Source organism: Terasakiella pusilla DSM 6293, assembly GCF_000688235.1.
Lineage (GTDB): Bacteria > Pseudomonadota > Alphaproteobacteria > Rhodospirillales > Terasakiellaceae > Terasakiella > Terasakiella pusilla.
Window position 1 is genome coordinate 160,006 of record NZ_JHYO01000005.1, and the last position, 18,153, is coordinate 178,158.

Genomic DNA, 18,153 nt, shown 5'->3' on the forward strand with positions numbered 1-18,153 from the left:
ATTCGTTAGCCTATGTATACGTCTGGAAAGACGCGCAGACAACAGTCACCTGTGTTAATTTTTAAAAACATTTGACTAAGAAGGTAGCTCAGCAACGGCTATTCAACAAGTTTTGCATCCAGACTATACGCACTTTTTGGGTCTTCGATTTCCAAGACCCATAAATCCTCATCTCGCGACGTTTGGCGGCTGATATACTCATCACAACTTCTTTCATCGGTATAACCTGCCTTAAGCGCATGCATCCAGCCCCGCTCCCCGTCAATGGTCGTAACGGGCACAAAGACGGCGCACCCCTCGCCAAAGCGATTAACCTTCAATAACACCGAGCCGGAATCTTCATCCCCTTTACGAACGACCATAGCGGAGATAAAATTAATATCACACAGTCGCAGTTGAGCTTTCACCCACAGTCCGGCTTTCAATCGATCCGACATTCGCATTCACCCATACATAAGAAGTTTTACTATGTTTAAACTAAACGAAAAAATTAACAACGATACCTTTGAGGTTTGCGAGTTATCCCTTTGCAAAGTTCTGCTCATGAATGATGCGAATTACCCGTGGCTCATTCTCGTCCCCAAAGTCGCCGATGTAACGGAACTTCACCACATGAGCATGGATCAACAGGAAGCCGTCTTAAAAGACATCAACCTTGCCTCTCGCGTCATGGAACAGACCTTTAAGCCAACCTCGCTCAATGTCGCGGCCCTTGGTAACGTGGTTCGCCAGCTGCATATCCACGTCATCGCCCGTTTTGAAGACGATGCCACTTGGCCCGGTCCGGTCTGGGGTCAGAAAGAAGCTCTCCCTTATACCAACAGCGACCGTTTGCAATTGTTGAAAGATACATTCCAGCAATTGCAAAGTCGCGCCTGAGGCATTAGAACCATCTCGGGTTTGTATAGGGGGATGATATAGGTTCGACCATGACAGTCAAAACGCAGAAAAGACGTTCACGCATTCGTGAAAAAAATGAAGAAGCCATCCTGAAAGCGGCAGAAGTCGTCTTTGCACGGCGAGGATTCGGGGCCGCGACCACGGCTGAAATTGCCCAAAATGCGGGTATTCCTAAAGCCAATCTTCATTATTATTTCAATACGAAAGAAGATCTTTACCTGCGTGTCATGGAAAATATCCTGACCACATGGTTGACGGCCGCCGATGATTTTGTCGAAGGTCACGATCCCAAAACAGCGTTGGAAAACTATATTCGGGCAAAAATTGCACTATCTCGCGCCCGCCCGGAAGCCTCGCGCATCTTTGCAAAAGAGGTTATCAGCGGTGCCCCCTTCCTGAAAAAACATCTGGAAGACGACATCAATCCATGGATGATGCGTAAAACCGAGGTGATCAAATGCTGGATCCGTGAAGGCAAAATGGGCGAAGTTAATATTCCCCATATGTTTTTCCTGATCTGGTCGATGACACAAACTTACGCCGACTTCGCCACCCAGATGGAAGTCGTCCTGCATAAAGATAAACTTGAGGATAAAGATTACGACATCGCCACCGACATGATCGTCAGTGCAATATTTTCGTTATGCAACCTTAATTAATTCGTCACTTGTGTGATCCAGGTCACGCCATTATACGAAAGACGTACCTATAGTGTGATTTCTCGCCGTGAGCGAGGAAGCAAAAAAATAAGGTACCGTCGAAACGGAGATAGAAAATGACTATGGCGAAATGGTCCCAACGTGGTGAAGAACCTGATTTAAAAGATTTGTTGAACGATCCAATCGTTGAACTTGTGATGGCGCGCGACAACCTTAAAGCAGATGATGTTCTGCAGGTGGTTGAAAAAGCGAGGCAGCACTTGGACAAAAAAGCCGCCTAGCCCCCTTTTCTTTTTGACAAGACAGTTGTAGATTGAAGCAAAAGCGTCCAAATGTTTGGGCGCTTCTGTTTTTATATAACTGGAGAATCATTATGTCAGGTCAAGTTGGCGCCGCCCATATTCTATTAATGTATGCGGGTTCTGCCCGTTCAACAGCAACGCGTACAAAAGAAGAAGCACTGGAACAAATCAACCAGATGAAGTCTGACATTGATGGCGGTGCGGACTTTGCTGAAGTGGCGCAGAAAAATTCTGATTGCCCGTCAGGTGCAAACGGTGGCGATCTCGGCATGTTTGGCCGTGGCCAAATGGTACCGGAATTTGAGCAAGCCGCATTCAGCATGGAAGTTGGCGCGACAAGTGACGTGGTTGAAACCGATTTCGGTTATCACCTGATCAAACGTACAGCCTAACAGGTGCATTGTGACAGGCGTTGATCTCGAACATCCCGAAGTTATTTTCGTCAAACGTCTTGACGGAACTGGCTATGGTTTTTTCTATTCAACGCCTGCACAATTCGACAATGCCGCTGACGGATTTATCTATCCGATCAAAGAGCGCATTCGACAAGAATCCGAAGAAAAACAGAAAACACCCAAGAATGTAGGCGAACTCTGTTTAAAAGCCTCCCTCACCTCCATAGAAAAAGTGTTCGACCCCAACTGGGAAGATGCCGCCGGTATTGATGCGGCACGCTGCGTCGCGGCTTCCTGTGTTGCGGAGACCAAGTGGGGCGAAGAAGTACCGCAATGCGTGGTCATTGAACAAGTAGGCGATGATGTCACCTTGCGAGAAGGCTTCGAATTTCTAGAACATCCCGGCTATCCCCTTGCCATTATTTTAGGGGCAAAAGCAGAAGGCGGCGGCCTCTGTACCTTTTTTGATAGCCCGGAAGAGTTTAAACGGCTAGCAAGCAAACCGCCGACCCGACAAGTCTGGCTCCCCCAGCTTATCTATCGCCTTTACAAGCGCACCCCTTCTATTATGACCGGACTGCCGACCCCCCTTGAACATGAACATCAGGGCGTTGGCGTAGAATGTCATGCCTTTACTTTAAATCGTAAAGGTCAGCTTATCGAAAGAAATCGATAGATAGCAACTCTTCCCTTGATTACAGATAAAGACAACCCACCTGAACAAATTGATACAAAATTGATTTAGCTCAACTTTATAAAAATTGAACCCCATATAAAGTTGATCGATTGGTCTATTTTTCTGTTGTTCTCAGGAGGGCTCAATGCTTGGTGCTGTATTTACGGAATTTCTTGAAATGGTCGAAGAGAGATTCTCTTACGATCTGGCGGATAAAGTCCTGGAAAACGCGGGCTTAGGCGATACCGCCGCCTTTACCGCTGTTGGAAATTACGACCACAAACAGATGGTGAAACTTGTCGTCGCACTTAGTGAGGAAACCGGCACACCGATTGACGACCTCATCAAGGTCTTTGGCGCCCACCTATTTGGACAATTCGTCAAAAAATACCCCATGTTCTTTGCCGATAATGGTTGCTCCCTTGATTTCCTTGAAGGGATTGAAGACAAAATACATCGCCAAGTCCTCAAGCTGTACCCGAATGCGGAACTTCCAAAATTTGACTGCATGCGCATTTCTGAAACCCAACTGGAAATGACATACACCTCCACCCGACCATTTGGCGATCTCGCTCATGGGCTAATTGCCGGGTGCGGCGAGCATTTCAACGAACCGCTCCTTGTTGAGCGTGTCGATCTGGATGGTAGTAACAAAGTACAATTCAACATCACAAAAGCCTAATTCCATGGATGATGCAGAAAAATGGAAAAAACGCTTCGAGCGTGAAAGAAAAGCGCGAAAAGAAGCCGAGAACATTCTGGAACTCAAAAGCAAAGAACTTTATGAGGTGAACCAGCAACTGCAAAAAACGCTGGAACATCTTGAAAAACGCGTTGCCGAACGCACCATCGAACTCAGCGTCGCTGTTCAGGAAGCACAGAAAGCCAATAAAGCTAAATCCGCTTTCCTTGCAAACATGAGCCATGAAATTCGCACCCCGATGAATGCCATGATCGGGCTGAGCGAACTTTGCATGACCAAAACCTCCCCCAGTCCCAAGCAAAAGCAATATCTAAAAAAGATCCATCAATCCGCCGTCGCCTTACTTGGCATCATTAATGATATTCTCGATTTTTCAAAAATTGAGGCCGGGGAAATGAAGATGGAGCGCATCCCTTTTACCTTGGGACAAGTTTTCCAAAATCTCACAAACATGCTGTCTGAAAAGGTGCGCAAGAAAGACCTTGATTTCATTATCGAACGCTCCCCTGACCTTAACGATCACTTTATCGGCGATCCCGGCCGTTTGGGGCAGGTCTTATTAAACTTGACCTATAATGCAATTAAATTCACCGACACCGGGTACGTCAAACTCGCCGTTACCAAGTGCGAAGAAATAGACGGGCAATGCCGACTGGAATTTGCCGTGTCCGATACCGGAATCGGCATGACGCAAGAACAGCAGAAATTACTGTTTAAACCTTTCTCTCAAGTCGATAACACCGACACCCGCAAGTATGAAGGCACCGGACTTGGATTGGTGATTGCCAAAGATTTCATACAAAAAATGAATGAGGATATCCGCGTTCAAAGCGAACAAGGCGTTGGTTCCACCTTCAGCTTTAGTGTCGTGCTCTCCCAGAACCCTGATATAGAGGCAGATTTACATCGTTTCCCTCAGGCACTGAATGACAAATCAGCCTTACTGATTGATCCCCATGATGTTTCCCTCGCCAGTCTTCATCTCTATCTAAACGGCTGTGGTTTAAACGTCACACCAGTTAGCAGTCTGTGCGTTGACACTATTCAACGGATGTATCAGACGGAACAACACGACCTTATTATCCTCTGCCTATCCGATCTCGAAAATGACCTAACTCCGGACCTGCTGTCTTTTTGCAACCAATTGGCCGTTCAGGGACAAGCCCGCCTTATCCTGATCACCAACGAAGATACGGATGAATTGAAGGAGACTGTTACCCCCACTCCCCTGACCTCTTTTATTCAAAAACCAGTCGATCCATCCTTCCTGTTTGATAGTATTCTTGAAGCTTTCGGGAACGAAGTTCTTAAGGAAGTGGTCGAAACAAACTTCGAGACTGTTAAAAACCTCGCGGTGGAAAATATTCAAGGCGCACACATTTTGCTCGTAGAGGACAACCGCATCAACCAGCAAGTCGCACAAGAATTACTGGAACAAGCAAAATTCAGCGTAGAGATCGCCGAAAATGGTAAAGAGGCGTTAAATAAACTGAACACCGACAGCTATGACTGCGTCCTCATGGATATTCAAATGCCGGTAATGGGGGGATATGAAGCGACCAAGCTGATCCGTGCCCAAAAACGCTTTGCCGACCTCCCCATTGTCGCCATGACCGCAAATGCGATGGTATCTGACAAGCAAGCCGCACTTAAGGCGGGGATGAACGATCACATTTCGAAACCGATTAATACAAAGACACTTTTTCAAGTATTGCACAACGTCATCCCCCACAAGAAACGCCCGATCCCCATCACCCGCAGCCAGACAGATGATCAGGAGGCCGCTCACCTCCCGGATATTGCAGGCCTTGACGTTAAAGGCAGCTTAAACAATCTGGGTGGCCAAGTATCTATCTATATTGAAGTTCTGCGCACCTTTGGGATTGTTGCGCGGGGCCTTCATCATGATTTAAGCAAAGCCATTGCCGACAAAGATCACGACATGACTGTTCGCGCGGCGCATACGCTCAAGGGCTTGGCCGCCACTGTCGGGGCAACAAAACTGTACGCCCATACCCGTGACTTGGAATCGACCCTCAAAGAAACAGAATCATACACCCGTTGCGATCTTTATGATAAACTCAATCGTGAACTTCTCCATATCGTCGACCAGATTGAAGACCACTTTTATGAAGGAACTCAACCATCGACCATCACCGCGACGGATCGACCCGACCAGACAAGCTTGAAAGCCGATCTCCTCATTCTTTTGGACATGTTAGACCAGTACGATGTGCAATCAGAGGAACAGTTAAAATCGATCCAACGCATGATCACAGATAAAAAAATACGCCAGAAGCTCATAAAAGCGCAAGAAAGCGTCGATACATACGAATACGAAGAAGCATCCAATATAGTCCGCAAAATCCTTGAAACAATGGATTGAGATAAATCGAACAGGGGGCAGATTTGAGCAACAGTGAGAAAAAAAGCATCCTGATTGTGGATGATATTTCAGCCAATATCGATGTACTCAAAGATATCCTCATTGATGATTACAATATCCGCGTTGCCAAAAATGGCGAAACGGCTCTTAAGATCGCTCAAAAGACGCAACCCCACCTCATTTTACTAGATGTCATGATGCCCGGCATGGACGGCTATCAGGTCTGTCAGGCCCTCAAAGAAAATACCTCGACCCACCGTATACCGGTGATTTTTGTGACTGCCAAAACCGAAGAGGTGGACGAATCGAAAGGGTTTGATGTCGGTGCGGTTGATTACATTACCAAACCCGTTTCTGCCCCAATCGTGCTGCGCCGTGTCCAAAACCATCTATCGCTGGTAAAAACAGAACAGTTGGAGGAACTGGCGCGGGCCTCCATTCGGATGCTGGGGGAAGCAGGACATTACAATGATACCGATACCGGGCAACATATCTGGCGCATGGCGGCTTACGCCAAAGCATTGGCGTTAAAGGCAGGAAAATCACCCGAGTATGCCGAAATGCTGGAGTTAGCGGCCCCCCTTCATGACACAGGAAAAATCGGTATTCCCGATAACGTCCTCAAGGCCCCGCGCAAATTAGACGCGCAAGAATGGACCGTGATGAAAGATCATTCCAGAATCGGATTTGAAATTCTCAGTCATTCAAAGAATCCCGTTTTTGAGATTGCAGCAGAAATCGCCCTGTTTCATCATGAGAAATGGGACGGCACAGGCTATCCCACCGGCACCAAAGGTGCTGATATCCCCTTATCTGCGCGACTGGTGGCGATTGCCGATGTTTTTGATGCCTTGACCATGAAACGTCCTTACAAGGCCCCCTGGAGCGTCGATGACGCGCTCGCAGAAATCAGCAACAGCGCAGGCACACACTTGGACCCTGACCTTGCGGCCCTGTTTTGCGCCATGAAGGACGATCTGGTCCAAATCAAAGACGCTTGGGAAAACACCGCGGAGTGATCACACTCCCCCTAAAAAACGGACAATAAAAAAGCGCTACCAGAGACTGGAAAGCGCTTTTTAATGGCGACCCCTACGGGACTCGAACCCGTGTTGCCGCCGTGAAAGGGCGGTGTCCTAGGCCACTAGACGAAGGGGTCATATATGTTTTTTTAAGTTGAGTGGCGACCCCTACGGGACTCGAACCCGTGTTGCCGCCGTGAAAGGGCGGTGTCCTAGGCCACTAGACGAAGGGGTCACTATTCAACTTCATTTACCAAGCGCGATGGCGACCCCTACGGGACTCGAACCCGTGTTACCGCCGTGAAAGGGCGGTGTCCTAGGCCACTAGACGAAGGGGTCATCGGCGTTGGTGAGCGGGTTATAGACGATGGTTGCGGATCATGGCAAGTGCTAATTTTAATTTTTTTCAAACTTTTTTCATTTTATTGAAATAAGACTTAAAAACAGTCCATTAAGCACGTGCTGCATCATCAATTAACATCTGTACGGACGTCCCGCCGCCCCACGTATCCAGCTTTAAACGACCCGCAATATGCAATTTTTGACCATTATGTTGCAACAGGGCCTGCCCCAGTTCGCTATCCAATGCACGAAACGCAATTGCCTTAAGACGCACACCAAATTGATCACTTAAAAAACAACGCACATGATCACGCCCGACCACATCTGCACGCTGGACGGTGACATCGCCCAACACAAAGCGTGGCTGGGCATTGCCTGCCCCAAATGGACCGACTTGTTCAAGTTCTTCCACCAACGCAGGCGTAACGCCGCTTGGGGAAATCACGCCATCGCAGCTATAGGTCGGGATCACATTCTGTTCTTCGATCTGACTTCCGATCCGATCTACCATAAAGGCCTTAAACTCTTCCAGTTTGTCTTGAGAGACCGTGAAACCTGCTGCCATCGCATGTCCACCACCTTTGACCAGCAAGCCTGACTGACGCGCCGCAATAATCGCCGTCCCCAGATCAACACCTGTTACCGAACGGCCAGATCCATGCCCTTTGCCCTCAGAAAGCGATATAACGCATGCTGGCAGGCTGTAACGCTCTTTTAGGCGCGACGCGACAATCCCGATCACACCGGGGTGCCAGCCCTCGCCTACGGCGATAATAAAGCTACCATTATCCTGCTGATCGACTTGGGTGATCGCTTCATCCAGTACGAGCTGTTCCAGCTCTTTGCGTTCTGCGTTATACCCATCCAGTTGCGCAGCAATCTCTGCCGCTAATCCAGCATTGTCGGTGGACAGCAAGTTTGCCCCCAAATATGATTCCCCAACACGACCGCCAGCATTAACCCGCGGCCCCAGAATATATCCGGCGTGATAAGCTTCGGGTGGTTCATTCACACCAGCCGTATCGGCAAGGGCGGCTAGCCCTGCGTTCCCCCGACGGGCCATAACCTTCAACCCCTGCATCACAAAAGCTCTGTTCAAGCCCTTTAAGGGAACCACATCACAAACAGTCCCCAAAGCCACGAGATCCAGCAAAGAGCGCAGATCAGGCTCGTTACGTCCCTCCTTAAACCAGTCAGCCTCACGCAGTGCGCGGTTGATCCCTACCGCAAAGATAAAGGTCATTCCCACGGCTGCCAGATGCCCATAACGGCCATCTTCATCCAACCGCTTGGGGTTGATCAGCGCTACACACTCTGGCAATTTCACTTCGGCCTCATGGTGATCAACCACGATGACATCCATACCTAACTCAGCCGCACGGGCCAACGGTTCAAACGATGTTGTCCCACAATCCACGGTTACAATGACATCGACGCCCTGTTTCTTCAACACATCCATGGCATCCACATTGGGACCATAGCCTTCAGTCATACGATCAGGGATATAGATCGTGGATTTAGCCCCCACCCCATTGAGAAACCGTCGAAAGAGCGCAGACGACGTTGCACCATCCACGTCGTAATCCCCAAAAATGGCGATAAGCTCCTGATTCTGGATAGCCTCAGCCACACGGGCGACACCGTCTGCCATGCCTTGAAACTGGTTCGGGTCCGGCAAAAGGTCGCGCAAAGTGGGGTTGAGAAACGTTTGTGCGTCGTCCAGCGTCACATTACGTGCCGCCATTACCCGTCCGGTCAGTTCGGAAACACCAAGGCGTTGCGATAATGCCATGGCGGTACGTTCGTCATACGCACGCCCAACCCATCTTTTACCGGAAACGGATTTTTCTACATTCAGAAGGTAATCCATATCCTACTTCGTCTTTGTTCTAGAGTTCTAAGATACCGGCGCGGTCAAGGTCGTGATGGGCCTCAACAAACCGTACAGTCCCACTTTGGGAGTTCATAACCAGCGAATGGGTCTGGGCATAGCTCCCCACCCGTTGCACGCCGCGCAGCAACGCCCCATCCGTCACACCGGTTGCGGCAAACATCACATTGCCTTTTACCAGGTCGTCCAATGCATATTTCCTATCGAGGTCTTCGATATCCATATCATGTGCAATTTTGCGTTCTTCCGGGCTACGAAAGACCAAACGGCCTTGAAACTGCCCGCCGATGCATTTAAGCGCAACAGCGCCCAATACCCCCTCAAGCGCGCCGCCGATACCGATATAGACGTCAATGCCACTTTGCTGTTGGCTCGTCGCGATGACGGCTGAAACATCCCCATCCGGGATCAATTTAATGCGCGCACCCGTCTCGCGGATGCTGCTGATAATCGCTTCGTGGCGGGGGCGTTCCAACACACAGACCACAAGATCAGAAACTTCACACCCTTTAGCGTCCGCAATGGCACGTAGATTTTCTTCCGGTGTCGCATCCAGATCAATGATCCCATCCGGCAAGCCGCCACCAACAGCGATTTTGTTCATATAGACAGGGGGCGCCTGAAACAATTGCCCACGTCCTGCCATCGCAACGATAGACAGCGCATTCGGCCCACCCTTGGCAGCCGACGTGATACATTCTAGCGGTTCAAGGGCGAAATCGATTTTCGCCCCTTCACCTGTCCCCACTTTTTCGCCCGTAAATAAGACGGACGTGTGGTCCTCATCACCTTCACCGATGACGACACGACCGTCGATATACATCCCGTTCAAGGCCGTGCGCAGGGCTTCAGCGGCAGATCTGTCTGCCAACTCCTCATCCCCACGGCCCATCACGGAAGAAGAGGCAATCGCCGCCGCTTCGGTTGCCCGCACAGCTTCGAGAGCCAGATTGCGGTTTACCCCACCTAATTGTGCCATCATCAGATTCCTTTAAAAGTCTTCGATGCGGATCATCCTTGGTGTTTCAACAACGCTATCCAGTGCATCAATTTCTTCAAGCGCCTTCAGCATTGCAGTCTCATTTGTTTCGTGCAACGTCAGAACCAACGGCACATGACCGCCCGGTGCGCGGTTGCGTTGAACAATCGTTTCCATAGAAACTTCGTTGCGCTTCAACACATTTGCGACATCCGCAAATACGCCCGGCTTATCCAGCACCATAAGACGCACATAGTAAGCCCCTTGATGGCGCGCAAGAGAAGCTGATTCCATTTTCACCAATTTCTCCGCAGGTGTGGAGAATGTCGGCACAACCAGCCCACGGGCAATATCCACAAGGTCACCAACCACAGCTGATGCGGTCGGGCCTTCCCCTGCCCCACGGCCTTCAAAGACGCAACGATCAACAAAGTTACCTTCAACGACAACCGCATTGAACACATCTTCCACACGGGAAATCGGTGTCTCTTTAGAGACCATGCACGGATGGACACGTTGTTCCAAACGACCATCCTGACAAGATGTGATGCCCAGCAACTTAATGCGATAGCCCAGTTCTTCTGCAAAGTCGATATCGATCGGGGAGACATGGCGGATCCCTTCCACCTGCACCCCGTCAAAATCGACTTCACATCCAAAGGCAACACTGCTCAAGATCGCTAGCTTATGAGCGGCATCAATCCCGTCCACATCGAAGCTTGGATCAGATTCAGCATACCCAAGTTCTTGCGCTTCAGACAGGATGACGTCAAAGTCACGACCTGTCTCACGCATATTGGTCAGCATATAGTTACAAGTCCCGTTCAGGATACCGTACACACGGTTAAACGTATTCCCTGCCAAGCCTTCACGCAGCGCCTTGATGATGGGAATACCACCCGCGACCGCCGCTTCATAAGACAGGCTGACGCCTTGGGCTTCTGCCGCTTTTGCAAGGGCCGTCCCATGATGTGCGATCAAGGCTTTGTTGGCTGTTACGACGTGTTTTCCATTGGCAATCGCCGCTTCACACATCGCCTTGGCAATCCCGTCCGAGCCGCCGATCAATTCCACGACAACGTCAACATTTTCATCCGCCGCCATTTCAACCGGATTGTCATACCATGTCATCGCATCCAACGACACACCGCGGTCACGATTGCGATCACGTGCACTGACTGCCGACACTTCAATCGTGCGACCACAACGTGCTGCGATCGCCTCCGCGTTATCGTTCAAAACTTTGATGACACCGGCACCAACAGTACCAAGGCCGGCAATGGCAATTTTAATAGGCTTGTCCATGGTTCACTTACAATATTCTAGGTATAAAAAGGAAGGATGAGTTAAAGCGCTTCGCCAGCGTTGTGGTTGCGCATAAACGTCTTGATGTTGCGTACCGCCTGACGGATCCGATGGACATTTTCAACCAGACCAATACGCACATAGCCTTCGCCATGTTCCCCAAAACCAACGCCCGGAGCCACAGCGACCTGTGCTTCCTTCAGCAATAGTTTGGAAAACTCAAGCGAGCCTAAATGCGCGAATTTCTCAGGGATAGGTGCCCACGCAAACATGGTTGCGGGCGGGCTTGGGATATCCCAGCCAGCTTGCGCCAACCCTTCAATCAACACATCACGGCGCTGTTTGTAAAGCGCGCGAATTTCATCAACACAGTCTTGCGGGCCATTCAAAGCCGCTGCAGCAGCGACCTGAACCGGTGTAAATGCGCCATAATCCAGATAGGATTTAATACGGGTCAACGCACCGATCAGTTGCTTGTTACCGGTCGCATAGCCAATACGCCACCCCGCCATGGAGTAGGTCTTGGACATGGACGTAAATTCAACAGCAACGTCCCACGCATTTTTAACTTGCAGGATGCTGGGCGGTGGGTTGTCATCAAAATAAATTTCAGCATAGGCCAGATCGGACAGGATCCAGATGCCATGCGCACGACAAAAATCCACGATCTCTTCATAGAAACCGAGATCACACACACAGGCGGTCGGGTTGCTTGGGTAGTTCAAAACGATGGCAGACGGCTTCGGCAAGCTGTGCTGAACCGCGCGCTTCAACGCTTCGATCATATCTTCACCCGGGATAGCCGGGATGTTACGCACAGATGCGCCCGCGATCATGAACCCAAAATGGTGGATCGGATAGCTTGGGTTCGGCACCAGAATGACGTCACCGGGCGTCGTAATTGCAGACGCAAGGTTCGCCAGCCCTTCTTTTGACCCAAGTGTGACAACTGTTTCCGTTTCCGGGTCAATGGTCACACCGAAACGACGCTCATAATAGGCTGCGTTTGCATTGCGCAGACCTTTAATCCCGCGCGAAACGGAATATCCATGCGCCTTCGGATTTTTGACAGTTTCAACGAGTTTATCGACGATATGTTGCGGGGTTGGGCTGTCCGGGTTGCCCATGCCAAAGTCGATAATATCTTCCCCCGCCGCTCGCGCCGCTGCCTTCATCGCATTTACTTCAGCAAAAACATATGGGGGCAGACGCTTAATGCGGTGAAACTCTTGTTCCATGACCTCGAGAGACCTTTCTAACTGGGGGTTTTAAAATAAAATAGGCTTTCCGTATAAGGAGCGCACCTCTGTTTTAGAACACAGGTCCGGCAAAACGGAAAGCCTAAAATTTGAATTAGGGTGGATTTTTAAAAAAATCAGTAATCCACGAAAATTTCCGTCCGTCGGTTGCCCGCTTCACCGGACGGCATCACCTCGCGATAGAGGGGCTGACTGTCCGATACGCCGCCGACATAAAGCCGATCCCCCGTCACACCAAGTTGCAGCAATTTACGTGCAACCATGTCCGCGCGATTAAGGGAAACTTTTTCATTTACAGCAACATGCTGTTCTTGCGTCATGTTACGCGTTCGGGAGCTTGCATGACCAACAACACGGATCACACCACCTTGTTGACGGTGAATGTTCAACACCTCTTTCAGGATACGAACATCTTCGCCGGTCAGATTTGCAGACCCTTTACCAAACTGGATCGTCGCCACCTGAAAAGACCCGGTAAACATACCCGGATTAAACTGGTTGAGCGATAGCGCCTGACCATTCAGGACGACTGCCGGTTCAATGGACATTGCCTGCGCATAGGTATCACGGACATCGGTTGTCATGACATTGTTTAGCGATGCAAATTGTGTCGGCTGGTACGTATTCCCAACAGGCTGTTGCATAACCCCATTACCGGAAATCACAACCGTCCCGAACTGGTTATCCATCATATCATAACCATTGCCCATCTGTGCGTTCATGTCCAGCGGACGAGTCTGTGCAAGACTGTCTGCATAAACTTCACTCACACTGCGCGTATCACGCACGGGCTGAGTTGACGTCGCCGGACTGACAACACGATCCTGTACCGCCGCACGCGTCGGTTGGTTTTGTACGATTTCACTTGTGGTCACAGACTGAGTCGGCGCAGCTTGAGGGGCTGGCGGTTGCTCTGCAACGTCAACCGACTTGCCATCCGTCAACGCATTGACAACCTCGCCCTGACGCGCCACAGGTTCGCTATAGCCGCGATCAGCCGAATTGGCAGCAACAAAGCCCGGCTCAACGTTTTTGGGGAGGGTACGTGCCGCCTCTTCGGACACGGTTTCGGCTGTGCTGTCAGCACCTTCCGCCATTTCCGCCTCATCGTCGGAAAAATACTCAACCGAAGAACGATACCATTCAACAGGATTAACTGCATCGGGAACGGACGAACAACCAACAAGCAAAAGCGGTGCCGCCAAGACAGCAGCCTGCGCCATTAGTTTATTCTTAAAGGATTTACCCAACATACTTAATTCCCCTTGAGTTCGCCAACTGGCATATATCCACGGTTTCTTTATCCGCAATCTAAACCAATAAACTCATAAGGTTAATACAAAATTATAAAAATTACGAATTTTCTTCCTCAAGGTAGTTGGCTGCGACCTCAACATAGTGATCCGTCCCCAGTTTCAAGCCCGCAATTTGCTCCGGCGTGAGGTCGCGCATTTTCTTTGCTGGATTACCGCCCCACAGTTCCCCGGACTTGACCCGTTTGCCCGGCGCGACAAGCGCACCAGCCGCAACCATCGCCCCGCCTTCAACAACCGCGCCATCCAGCACAACCGCACCCATGCCGACAAAAGCGCCATCTTCCAGCCTACAGCCATGAATGACCGCATTATGCCCAACCAGTACATCATCCCCGATATACGTACCGAAACGGTTTGCCGTCACATGAATAACTGTTCCATCCTGCACGTTGCTGCGCTTGCCAATGCGAATTTCATGCACATCACCGCGTAAAACACAACCATACCAAATGCTGGAATGTTCGCCGATCTCCACATCACCGATCAACACCGCATTTTCTGCGATGAAGGCGGTTTTATCGACTTTTGGTTCCATGCCTTTATATTTTCTTAGCAACGGTTTCATTTCTTTGTTTCCTCTCATTTTTTCTTTTAACTTTGCATCCAGTAGCGCAAAACCGCGCTCACGGCTTCGGGTTGCTCCATACTGGAAAGGTGCCCGCAATTTTCAATTTCCACAAGACTTGCGTTTTTCATGGCTTCCACCATTTTTTGCGACAGCTTCAGTGGGGTCAATTGATCCTGTCGCCCGACAATAACCACTGTCGGACAGGTGATCGCGCCGAGGTCTGCAAAGCAGTCGCGCCTATTCAACAAGGCTTCCTGCTGTTTAATAAACACATTTTCACCAACACGATGGGCCATGGCATCGACCTGCCCGACCAGGTCTTCATCCCCAATGCGGCTTGGATGGATCAGACGGGGCAACAGCATCTCCATGATCGCCCCCATCCCCTGATTGCGCGCCGACTCCATGATGGATTTTCTAAAGGCCGCATGATCTTCTGTATCCGCGTAGGGCGACACATCCAGCAACGCCAAACGGTTGATGCGCTCCGGTGCACGGCGGACCAGATCAAACGCCACATAACCGCCCATGGATAAACCCGCGACAGAAAAAGTCTTCGGGGCCGCCTCCAGCACCTTATCGGCATAGGCTTCTATGCTCGCCCCGTCCCTAAAGTCAGCGACCTGAACATCGTAGGTCACAGACAGACTTTCAATCTGATGGCGCCACAAGCTGCGATCACACATCATGCCGGGGAGCAGAATGAGGGTTTCTTTTGTCATATCATTATAATCTTGATTTTATTTAATAAGCGGCAAAATGGCCTTGAAGTTTTCTGTGCCGGACACGCCCAGCCATTCAAACATCACCATTTCAGCGCAAACAATTTGCGCACCGGCCTGACGCATCCGTTCAATCCCCAGCATTTTGTTTTTTGCTGTCCGTGAGGCAACCGCATCTTCGACGACAAAAACCTGATAGTCCTTTTCAATCAGGTCCAACACTGTTTGTAAAACGCACACATGGGTTTCCATGCCACTGACAACGATTTGGCGAGCGTCCGACAGTTCCAGAGATTTAACAAAGGCCGGTTCCTCCATGCTGGAGAAACTCATTTTCTCCACCACGTTTTCCTTGGACATATGGGCCGCAAGCTGTGGCACTGTGCCCCCGATCCCGGCGGGATATTGCTCCGTCACGATATGCGGAACATTCAGGATTGTGGCGGCCTGAAGTAACTTTACATTCGCAGAAATCGCTTCTTCCCCCTTAAACATTGCGGGGGCCAATCGTTCTTGAACATCGACAATTACAAATAAACTATTCTCTGCTTTCATGCGTAAAGCCATAAGCCTGCCTTTCTTCAATTATCCTTTTTTGACACGTTAACCGATCTTCAAACAAAGAGAAAGTGCCATAATTATTGACTTCTGCGGATAATTACCTAATATCCCGCCAACATATATGTGGAAAGAAATGTAAATGAATTTTGCCGATCTCGGACTAACTGAAAAGCTCCTCTCTGCTGTCACGGACGCAGGATATGAAACCCCGACCCCCATTCAGGCACAAGCTATCCCCCAGGTTTTGATGGGGCGCGACATTTTAGGCTGTGCGCAAACAGGGACAGGGAAAACGGCCTCATTTACCCTCCCAATGATAGACATTCTGGCGTCAGGACGTGCCCGTGCCCGCATGCCGCGCTCGCTGATCCTTGCCCCAACCCGTGAGCTTGCCGCGCAGGTTGCCGACAATTTTGAAACCTATGGCAAAAACCATAAGCTCAGCATGGCCCTGCTCATTGGCGGGACATCTATGGGCGATCAAATGAAGATCATTGATCGTGGCGTAGACGTTCTCATCGCCACGCCTGGTCGTTTGCTGGACTTATTTGAACGCGGCAGCCTTCTCTTGCGCGACGTAAAGATCCTCGTGATTGACGAGGCTGACCGCATGATGGACATGGGCTTTATCCCTGATGTGGAAAAGATCGTTTCTCTATTGCCACAAATTCGCCAAACGTTGTTTTTCTCAGCTACCATGGCGCCAGAAATTAAAAAGCTTGCTGACAAATTCCTGATGAACCCGAAAGAGATCACAGTCAGCCGCCCGGCGACAACGGCGGACACCGTGCGCCAAGGTCTTCTGATGGTTGATTGCAAAGCAACTGACGGAAAAACAAAACGTGATGCGCTGCGCCAACTGATTGAAAGCGAAGACGTTAAAAACGCCATCGTCTTTTGTAACCGCAAGCGCGATGTGGACATTGTTTATCGCTCTCTTAACAAGCATGGCTTTAATGCCGGCCAGATGCACGGCGACATGGCCCAATCCGCCCGTATGGAAACGCTGGATAAATTTAAAAACGACGAAATCACGTTCCTCGTCTGTAGTGACGTTGCCGCACGTGGTCTTGACGTTCCTGCCCTAAGTCACGTGTTCAACTATGACCTCCCCAGCAATGCGGACGATTATGTTCACCGCATTGGCCGTACAGGGCGCGCAGGCAAACAAGGTACGGCCCTGAGCCTGTCCACACCGTCAGATAAAAAATATCTCGGTGCCATCGTCAAATTGATCGGCAATAAAATCCCGCCCATTGACTTAAAGCTGGAAGAACCGACACACAAAGAAGCCCGTCCGCCGAAGGCCAATCCGAAACGCGAACGTGAACGCGACCAAGACCAGGATCGCCGCAGTCGCAACACCCGAAACCGTCGCTACGATTCTCAAGATGAAGTTCAGGTTCAGGAAGAACCGGAAAACGGTGTCATCATTGGGATGGGCACACATACACCGGCCTTCCTTCTGCGTCCGATTACATTGGAAGAAGAAGAAAAGCCAGTCGCTAAAAAGGCGACCACCAGAAAAACCACGGCGAGAAAAGCACCGGCTAAAAAGACAACCGCCGCTGCCAAAAAGAAAACGCCCGCTAAAAAAGAAGCTCCTGCTGAAACACCTGCAGAAGAAACACCCACAGCTGCGCCAACGGAGGTTGAAGCTAAACCTGCTGACAAGCCGGAGAAGCCTAAAGCACCGCGTAAGCGCCGCACGACCACCAAGAAAAAGGTCGAGGAAATCAAGATTGTTGAAGGTCCGGCAGAAGAACCGGCAAAACCTGAAACACCTGAAACACCTGAAACAGACAACGCCTAACGAAAAAGGCCTCCGACAGATCGGAGGCCTCAGATCTCTGACAAACCCCGTCAATTTTGGCGGGGTTTGTTATTTTCTATAAGGTTGTGTTTTTTTGTTCTGTTGGACATTTCTTTAAGCAGGTTGCTCCACTGCTTCATTTTCAGGCATATGTGGGCGTTCCAGTGGGTAAATATCGCCATAAAAACCTGAGACGGGCTAAGATGAGGGCGATTTTCTTGATGTTTTGGGCGGTGGCTGCCATCAAGCATTGCTCTTTCACTTTAGTCAGGCCTCTCAGACGGGCATAGCGGTGCCCATGTAGTTGTTTGGCATCAGCAAAACTGCGTTCCACAGTTTCCTTGCGCCGTTTGT

The 18,153-nt window shown here is 50.0% G+C and carries 19 protein-coding genes and 3 tRNA genes; 9 read left to right on the forward strand and 13 right to left on the reverse strand.

Translation table 11 applies throughout. The features are described 5' to 3' along the window. Positions 1-98 precede the first annotated feature (98 nt). A complete protein-coding gene (locus Q397_RS0105000) occupies positions 99-437 on the reverse strand; it encodes a DUF1491 family protein (RefSeq protein WP_028878464.1) in 339 nt (112 codons plus the stop codon). A gap of 31 nt (positions 438-468) precedes the next feature. Here Q397_RS0105000 and Q397_RS0105005 point away from each other — a divergent pair, with 31 nt between their 5' ends. The 8 genes from Q397_RS0105005 (at position 469) to Q397_RS0105040 (ending at position 7,040) form a co-directional block, all read left to right on the forward strand. Beyond that, positions 469-879 (forward strand): HIT domain-containing protein, encoded by a 411-nt coding sequence (locus tag Q397_RS0105005; RefSeq protein ID WP_028878465.1) that lies wholly within the window; start codon positions 469-471, stop codon positions 877-879. Positions 880-929: 50 nt separating this feature from the next. Further along, positions 930-1,559 (forward strand): TetR/AcrR family transcriptional regulator, encoded by a 630-nt coding sequence (locus Q397_RS0105010; RefSeq protein ID WP_028878466.1) that lies wholly within the window; start codon positions 930-932, stop codon positions 1,557-1,559. A 116-nt stretch (positions 1,560-1,675) separates the two neighbouring features. Beyond that, on the forward strand, positions 1,676-1,840 hold the full coding sequence (locus Q397_RS24950; protein WP_156950635.1) for a hypothetical protein: 165 nt from the start codon (positions 1,676-1,678) through the stop codon (positions 1,838-1,840). A gap of 92 nt (positions 1,841-1,932) precedes the next feature. Further along, positions 1,933-2,253 (forward strand): peptidylprolyl isomerase, encoded by a 321-nt coding sequence (locus Q397_RS0105020; protein WP_028878467.1) that lies wholly within the window; start codon positions 1,933-1,935, stop codon positions 2,251-2,253. Between the two features lie 10 nt (positions 2,254-2,263). After that, entirely contained in the window at positions 2,264-2,932 is a 669-nt protein-coding gene (locus Q397_RS0105025) for a hypothetical protein (RefSeq protein ID WP_028878468.1), read from the forward strand. 145 nt (positions 2,933-3,077) lie between these two features. Beyond that, entirely contained in the window at positions 3,078-3,614 is a 537-nt protein-coding gene (locus Q397_RS0105030; RefSeq protein WP_028878469.1) for a heme NO-binding domain-containing protein, read from the forward strand. Between the two features lie 4 nt (positions 3,615-3,618). Continuing rightward, on the forward strand, positions 3,619-6,021 hold the full coding sequence (locus tag Q397_RS21190; RefSeq protein ID WP_051609732.1) for a response regulator: 2,403 nt from the start codon (positions 3,619-3,621) through the stop codon (positions 6,019-6,021). A gap of 23 nt (positions 6,022-6,044) precedes the next feature. Then, positions 6,045-7,040 (forward strand): response regulator, encoded by a 996-nt coding sequence (locus Q397_RS0105040; RefSeq protein WP_028878470.1) that lies wholly within the window; start codon positions 6,045-6,047, stop codon positions 7,038-7,040. A gap of 64 nt (positions 7,041-7,104) precedes the next feature. Here the strand turns inward: Q397_RS0105040 and Q397_RS0105045 are convergent. The 11 genes from Q397_RS0105045 to Q397_RS0105095 all read right to left on the reverse strand — a co-directional run bounded on the left by Q397_RS0105045 (position 7,105) and on the right by Q397_RS0105095 (position 15,992). Continuing rightward, positions 7,105-7,180: transfer RNA gene (locus Q397_RS0105045), tRNA-Glu, on the reverse strand. Between the two features lie 22 nt (positions 7,181-7,202). Continuing rightward, a tRNA-Glu gene (locus Q397_RS0105050) sits at positions 7,203-7,278 on the reverse strand. 28 nt (positions 7,279-7,306) lie between these two features. Next, positions 7,307-7,382, reverse strand: a tRNA-Glu gene (locus Q397_RS0105055). Between the two features lie 112 nt (positions 7,383-7,494). Beyond that, entirely contained in the window at positions 7,495-9,255 is a 1,761-nt protein-coding gene (gene recJ, locus Q397_RS0105060; RefSeq protein WP_028878471.1) for a single-stranded-DNA-specific exonuclease RecJ, read from the reverse strand. A 19-nt stretch (positions 9,256-9,274) separates the two neighbouring features. Next, the gene (glpX, locus tag Q397_RS0105065) at positions 9,275-10,258 is read right to left on the reverse strand and encodes a class II fructose-bisphosphatase (protein WP_205618795.1); all 984 of its coding nucleotides are present in this window, start codon (positions 10,256-10,258) and stop codon (positions 9,275-9,277) included. A gap of 9 nt (positions 10,259-10,267) precedes the next feature. Next, positions 10,268-11,560 carry a homoserine dehydrogenase gene (locus Q397_RS0105070; protein WP_028878473.1) on the reverse strand — a complete coding sequence of 431 codons (1,293 nt, stop codon included), beginning with the start codon at positions 11,558-11,560 and terminating at the stop codon, positions 10,268-10,270. Positions 11,561-11,601: 41 nt separating this feature from the next. Next, complete coding sequence (locus tag Q397_RS21195; protein WP_038012873.1) at positions 11,602-12,798, reverse strand: LL-diaminopimelate aminotransferase; 1,197 nt, start codon at positions 12,796-12,798, stop codon at positions 11,602-11,604. Between the two features lie 137 nt (positions 12,799-12,935). Then, positions 12,936-14,072: an OmpA family protein gene (locus tag Q397_RS23885; protein WP_028878474.1), complete on the reverse strand. Its 1,137-nt coding sequence runs from the start codon at positions 14,070-14,072 to the stop codon at positions 12,936-12,938. Positions 14,073-14,172: 100 nt separating this feature from the next. Further along, on the reverse strand, positions 14,173-14,700 hold the full coding sequence (locus Q397_RS0105085; protein ID WP_028878475.1) for a gamma carbonic anhydrase family protein: 528 nt from the start codon (positions 14,698-14,700) through the stop codon (positions 14,173-14,175). Positions 14,701-14,726: 26 nt separating this feature from the next. Continuing rightward, positions 14,727-15,425: an alpha/beta fold hydrolase gene (locus Q397_RS0105090; RefSeq protein ID WP_028878476.1), complete on the reverse strand. Its 699-nt coding sequence runs from the start codon at positions 15,423-15,425 to the stop codon at positions 14,727-14,729. Between the two features lie 18 nt (positions 15,426-15,443). Next, positions 15,444-15,992, reverse strand: coding sequence for a hydrolase (locus Q397_RS0105095; protein ID WP_028878477.1), 549 nt, complete (start codon positions 15,990-15,992; stop codon positions 15,444-15,446). 133 nt (positions 15,993-16,125) lie between these two features. On the opposite strand from Q397_RS0105095, the gene Q397_RS21205 reads away from it, so the two are divergent. Next, positions 16,126-17,799, forward strand: a complete 1,674-nt coding sequence (locus Q397_RS21205; protein WP_051609733.1) for a DEAD/DEAH box helicase — start codon at positions 16,126-16,128, stop codon at positions 17,797-17,799. 142 nt (positions 17,800-17,941) lie between these two features. On the opposite strand, the gene Q397_RS24620 is transcribed toward Q397_RS21205, so the two are convergent. Beyond that, positions 17,942-18,153: transposase (locus tag Q397_RS24620; RefSeq protein WP_028878478.1), on the reverse strand; the 212-nt coding region annotated here is incomplete at its 5' end.

Coding starts and splice junctions, on each gene's coding strand:
- Q397_RS0105095 (WP_028878477.1), bottom strand. CDS start 15,992: ATGGCTTTACGCATGAAAGCAGAGAATAGTTTATTTGTAATTGTCGAT.
- Q397_RS24950 (WP_156950635.1), top strand. CDS start 1,676: ATGACTATGGCGAAATGGTCCCAACGTGGTGAAGAACCTGATTTAAAA.
- glpX (WP_205618795.1), bottom strand. CDS start 10,258: ATGATGGCACAATTAGGTGGGGTAAACCGCAATCTGGCTCTCGAAGCT.
- Q397_RS0105010 (WP_028878466.1), top strand. CDS start 930: ATGACAGTCAAAACGCAGAAAAGACGTTCACGCATTCGTGAAAAAAAT.
- Q397_RS0105090 (WP_028878476.1), bottom strand. CDS start 15,425: ATGACAAAAGAAACCCTCATTCTGCTCCCCGGCATGATGTGTGATCGC.
- Q397_RS0105070 (WP_028878473.1), bottom strand. CDS start 11,560: ATGGACAAGCCTATTAAAATTGCCATTGCCGGCCTTGGTACTGTTGGT.
- Q397_RS23885 (WP_028878474.1), bottom strand. CDS start 14,072: ATGTTGGGTAAATCCTTTAAGAATAAACTAATGGCGCAGGCTGCTGTC.
- Q397_RS21190 (WP_051609732.1), top strand. CDS start 3,619: ATGGATGATGCAGAAAAATGGAAAAAACGCTTCGAGCGTGAAAGAAAA.
- Q397_RS0105005 (WP_028878465.1), top strand. CDS start 469: ATGTTTAAACTAAACGAAAAAATTAACAACGATACCTTTGAGGTTTGC.
- Q397_RS0105000 (WP_028878464.1), bottom strand. CDS start 437: ATGTCGGATCGATTGAAAGCCGGACTGTGGGTGAAAGCTCAACTGCGA.
- Q397_RS21195 (WP_038012873.1), bottom strand. CDS start 12,798: ATGGAACAAGAGTTTCACCGCATTAAGCGTCTGCCCCCATATGTTTTT.
- Q397_RS0105020 (WP_028878467.1), top strand. CDS start 1,933: ATGTCAGGTCAAGTTGGCGCCGCCCATATTCTATTAATGTATGCGGGT.
- recJ (WP_028878471.1), bottom strand. CDS start 9,255: ATGGATTACCTTCTGAATGTAGAAAAATCCGTTTCCGGTAAAAGATGG.
- Q397_RS21205 (WP_051609733.1), top strand. CDS start 16,126: ATGAATTTTGCCGATCTCGGACTAACTGAAAAGCTCCTCTCTGCTGTC.
- Q397_RS0105030 (WP_028878469.1), top strand. CDS start 3,078: ATGCTTGGTGCTGTATTTACGGAATTTCTTGAAATGGTCGAAGAGAGA.
- Q397_RS0105085 (WP_028878475.1), bottom strand. CDS start 14,700: ATGAAACCGTTGCTAAGAAAATATAAAGGCATGGAACCAAAAGTCGAT.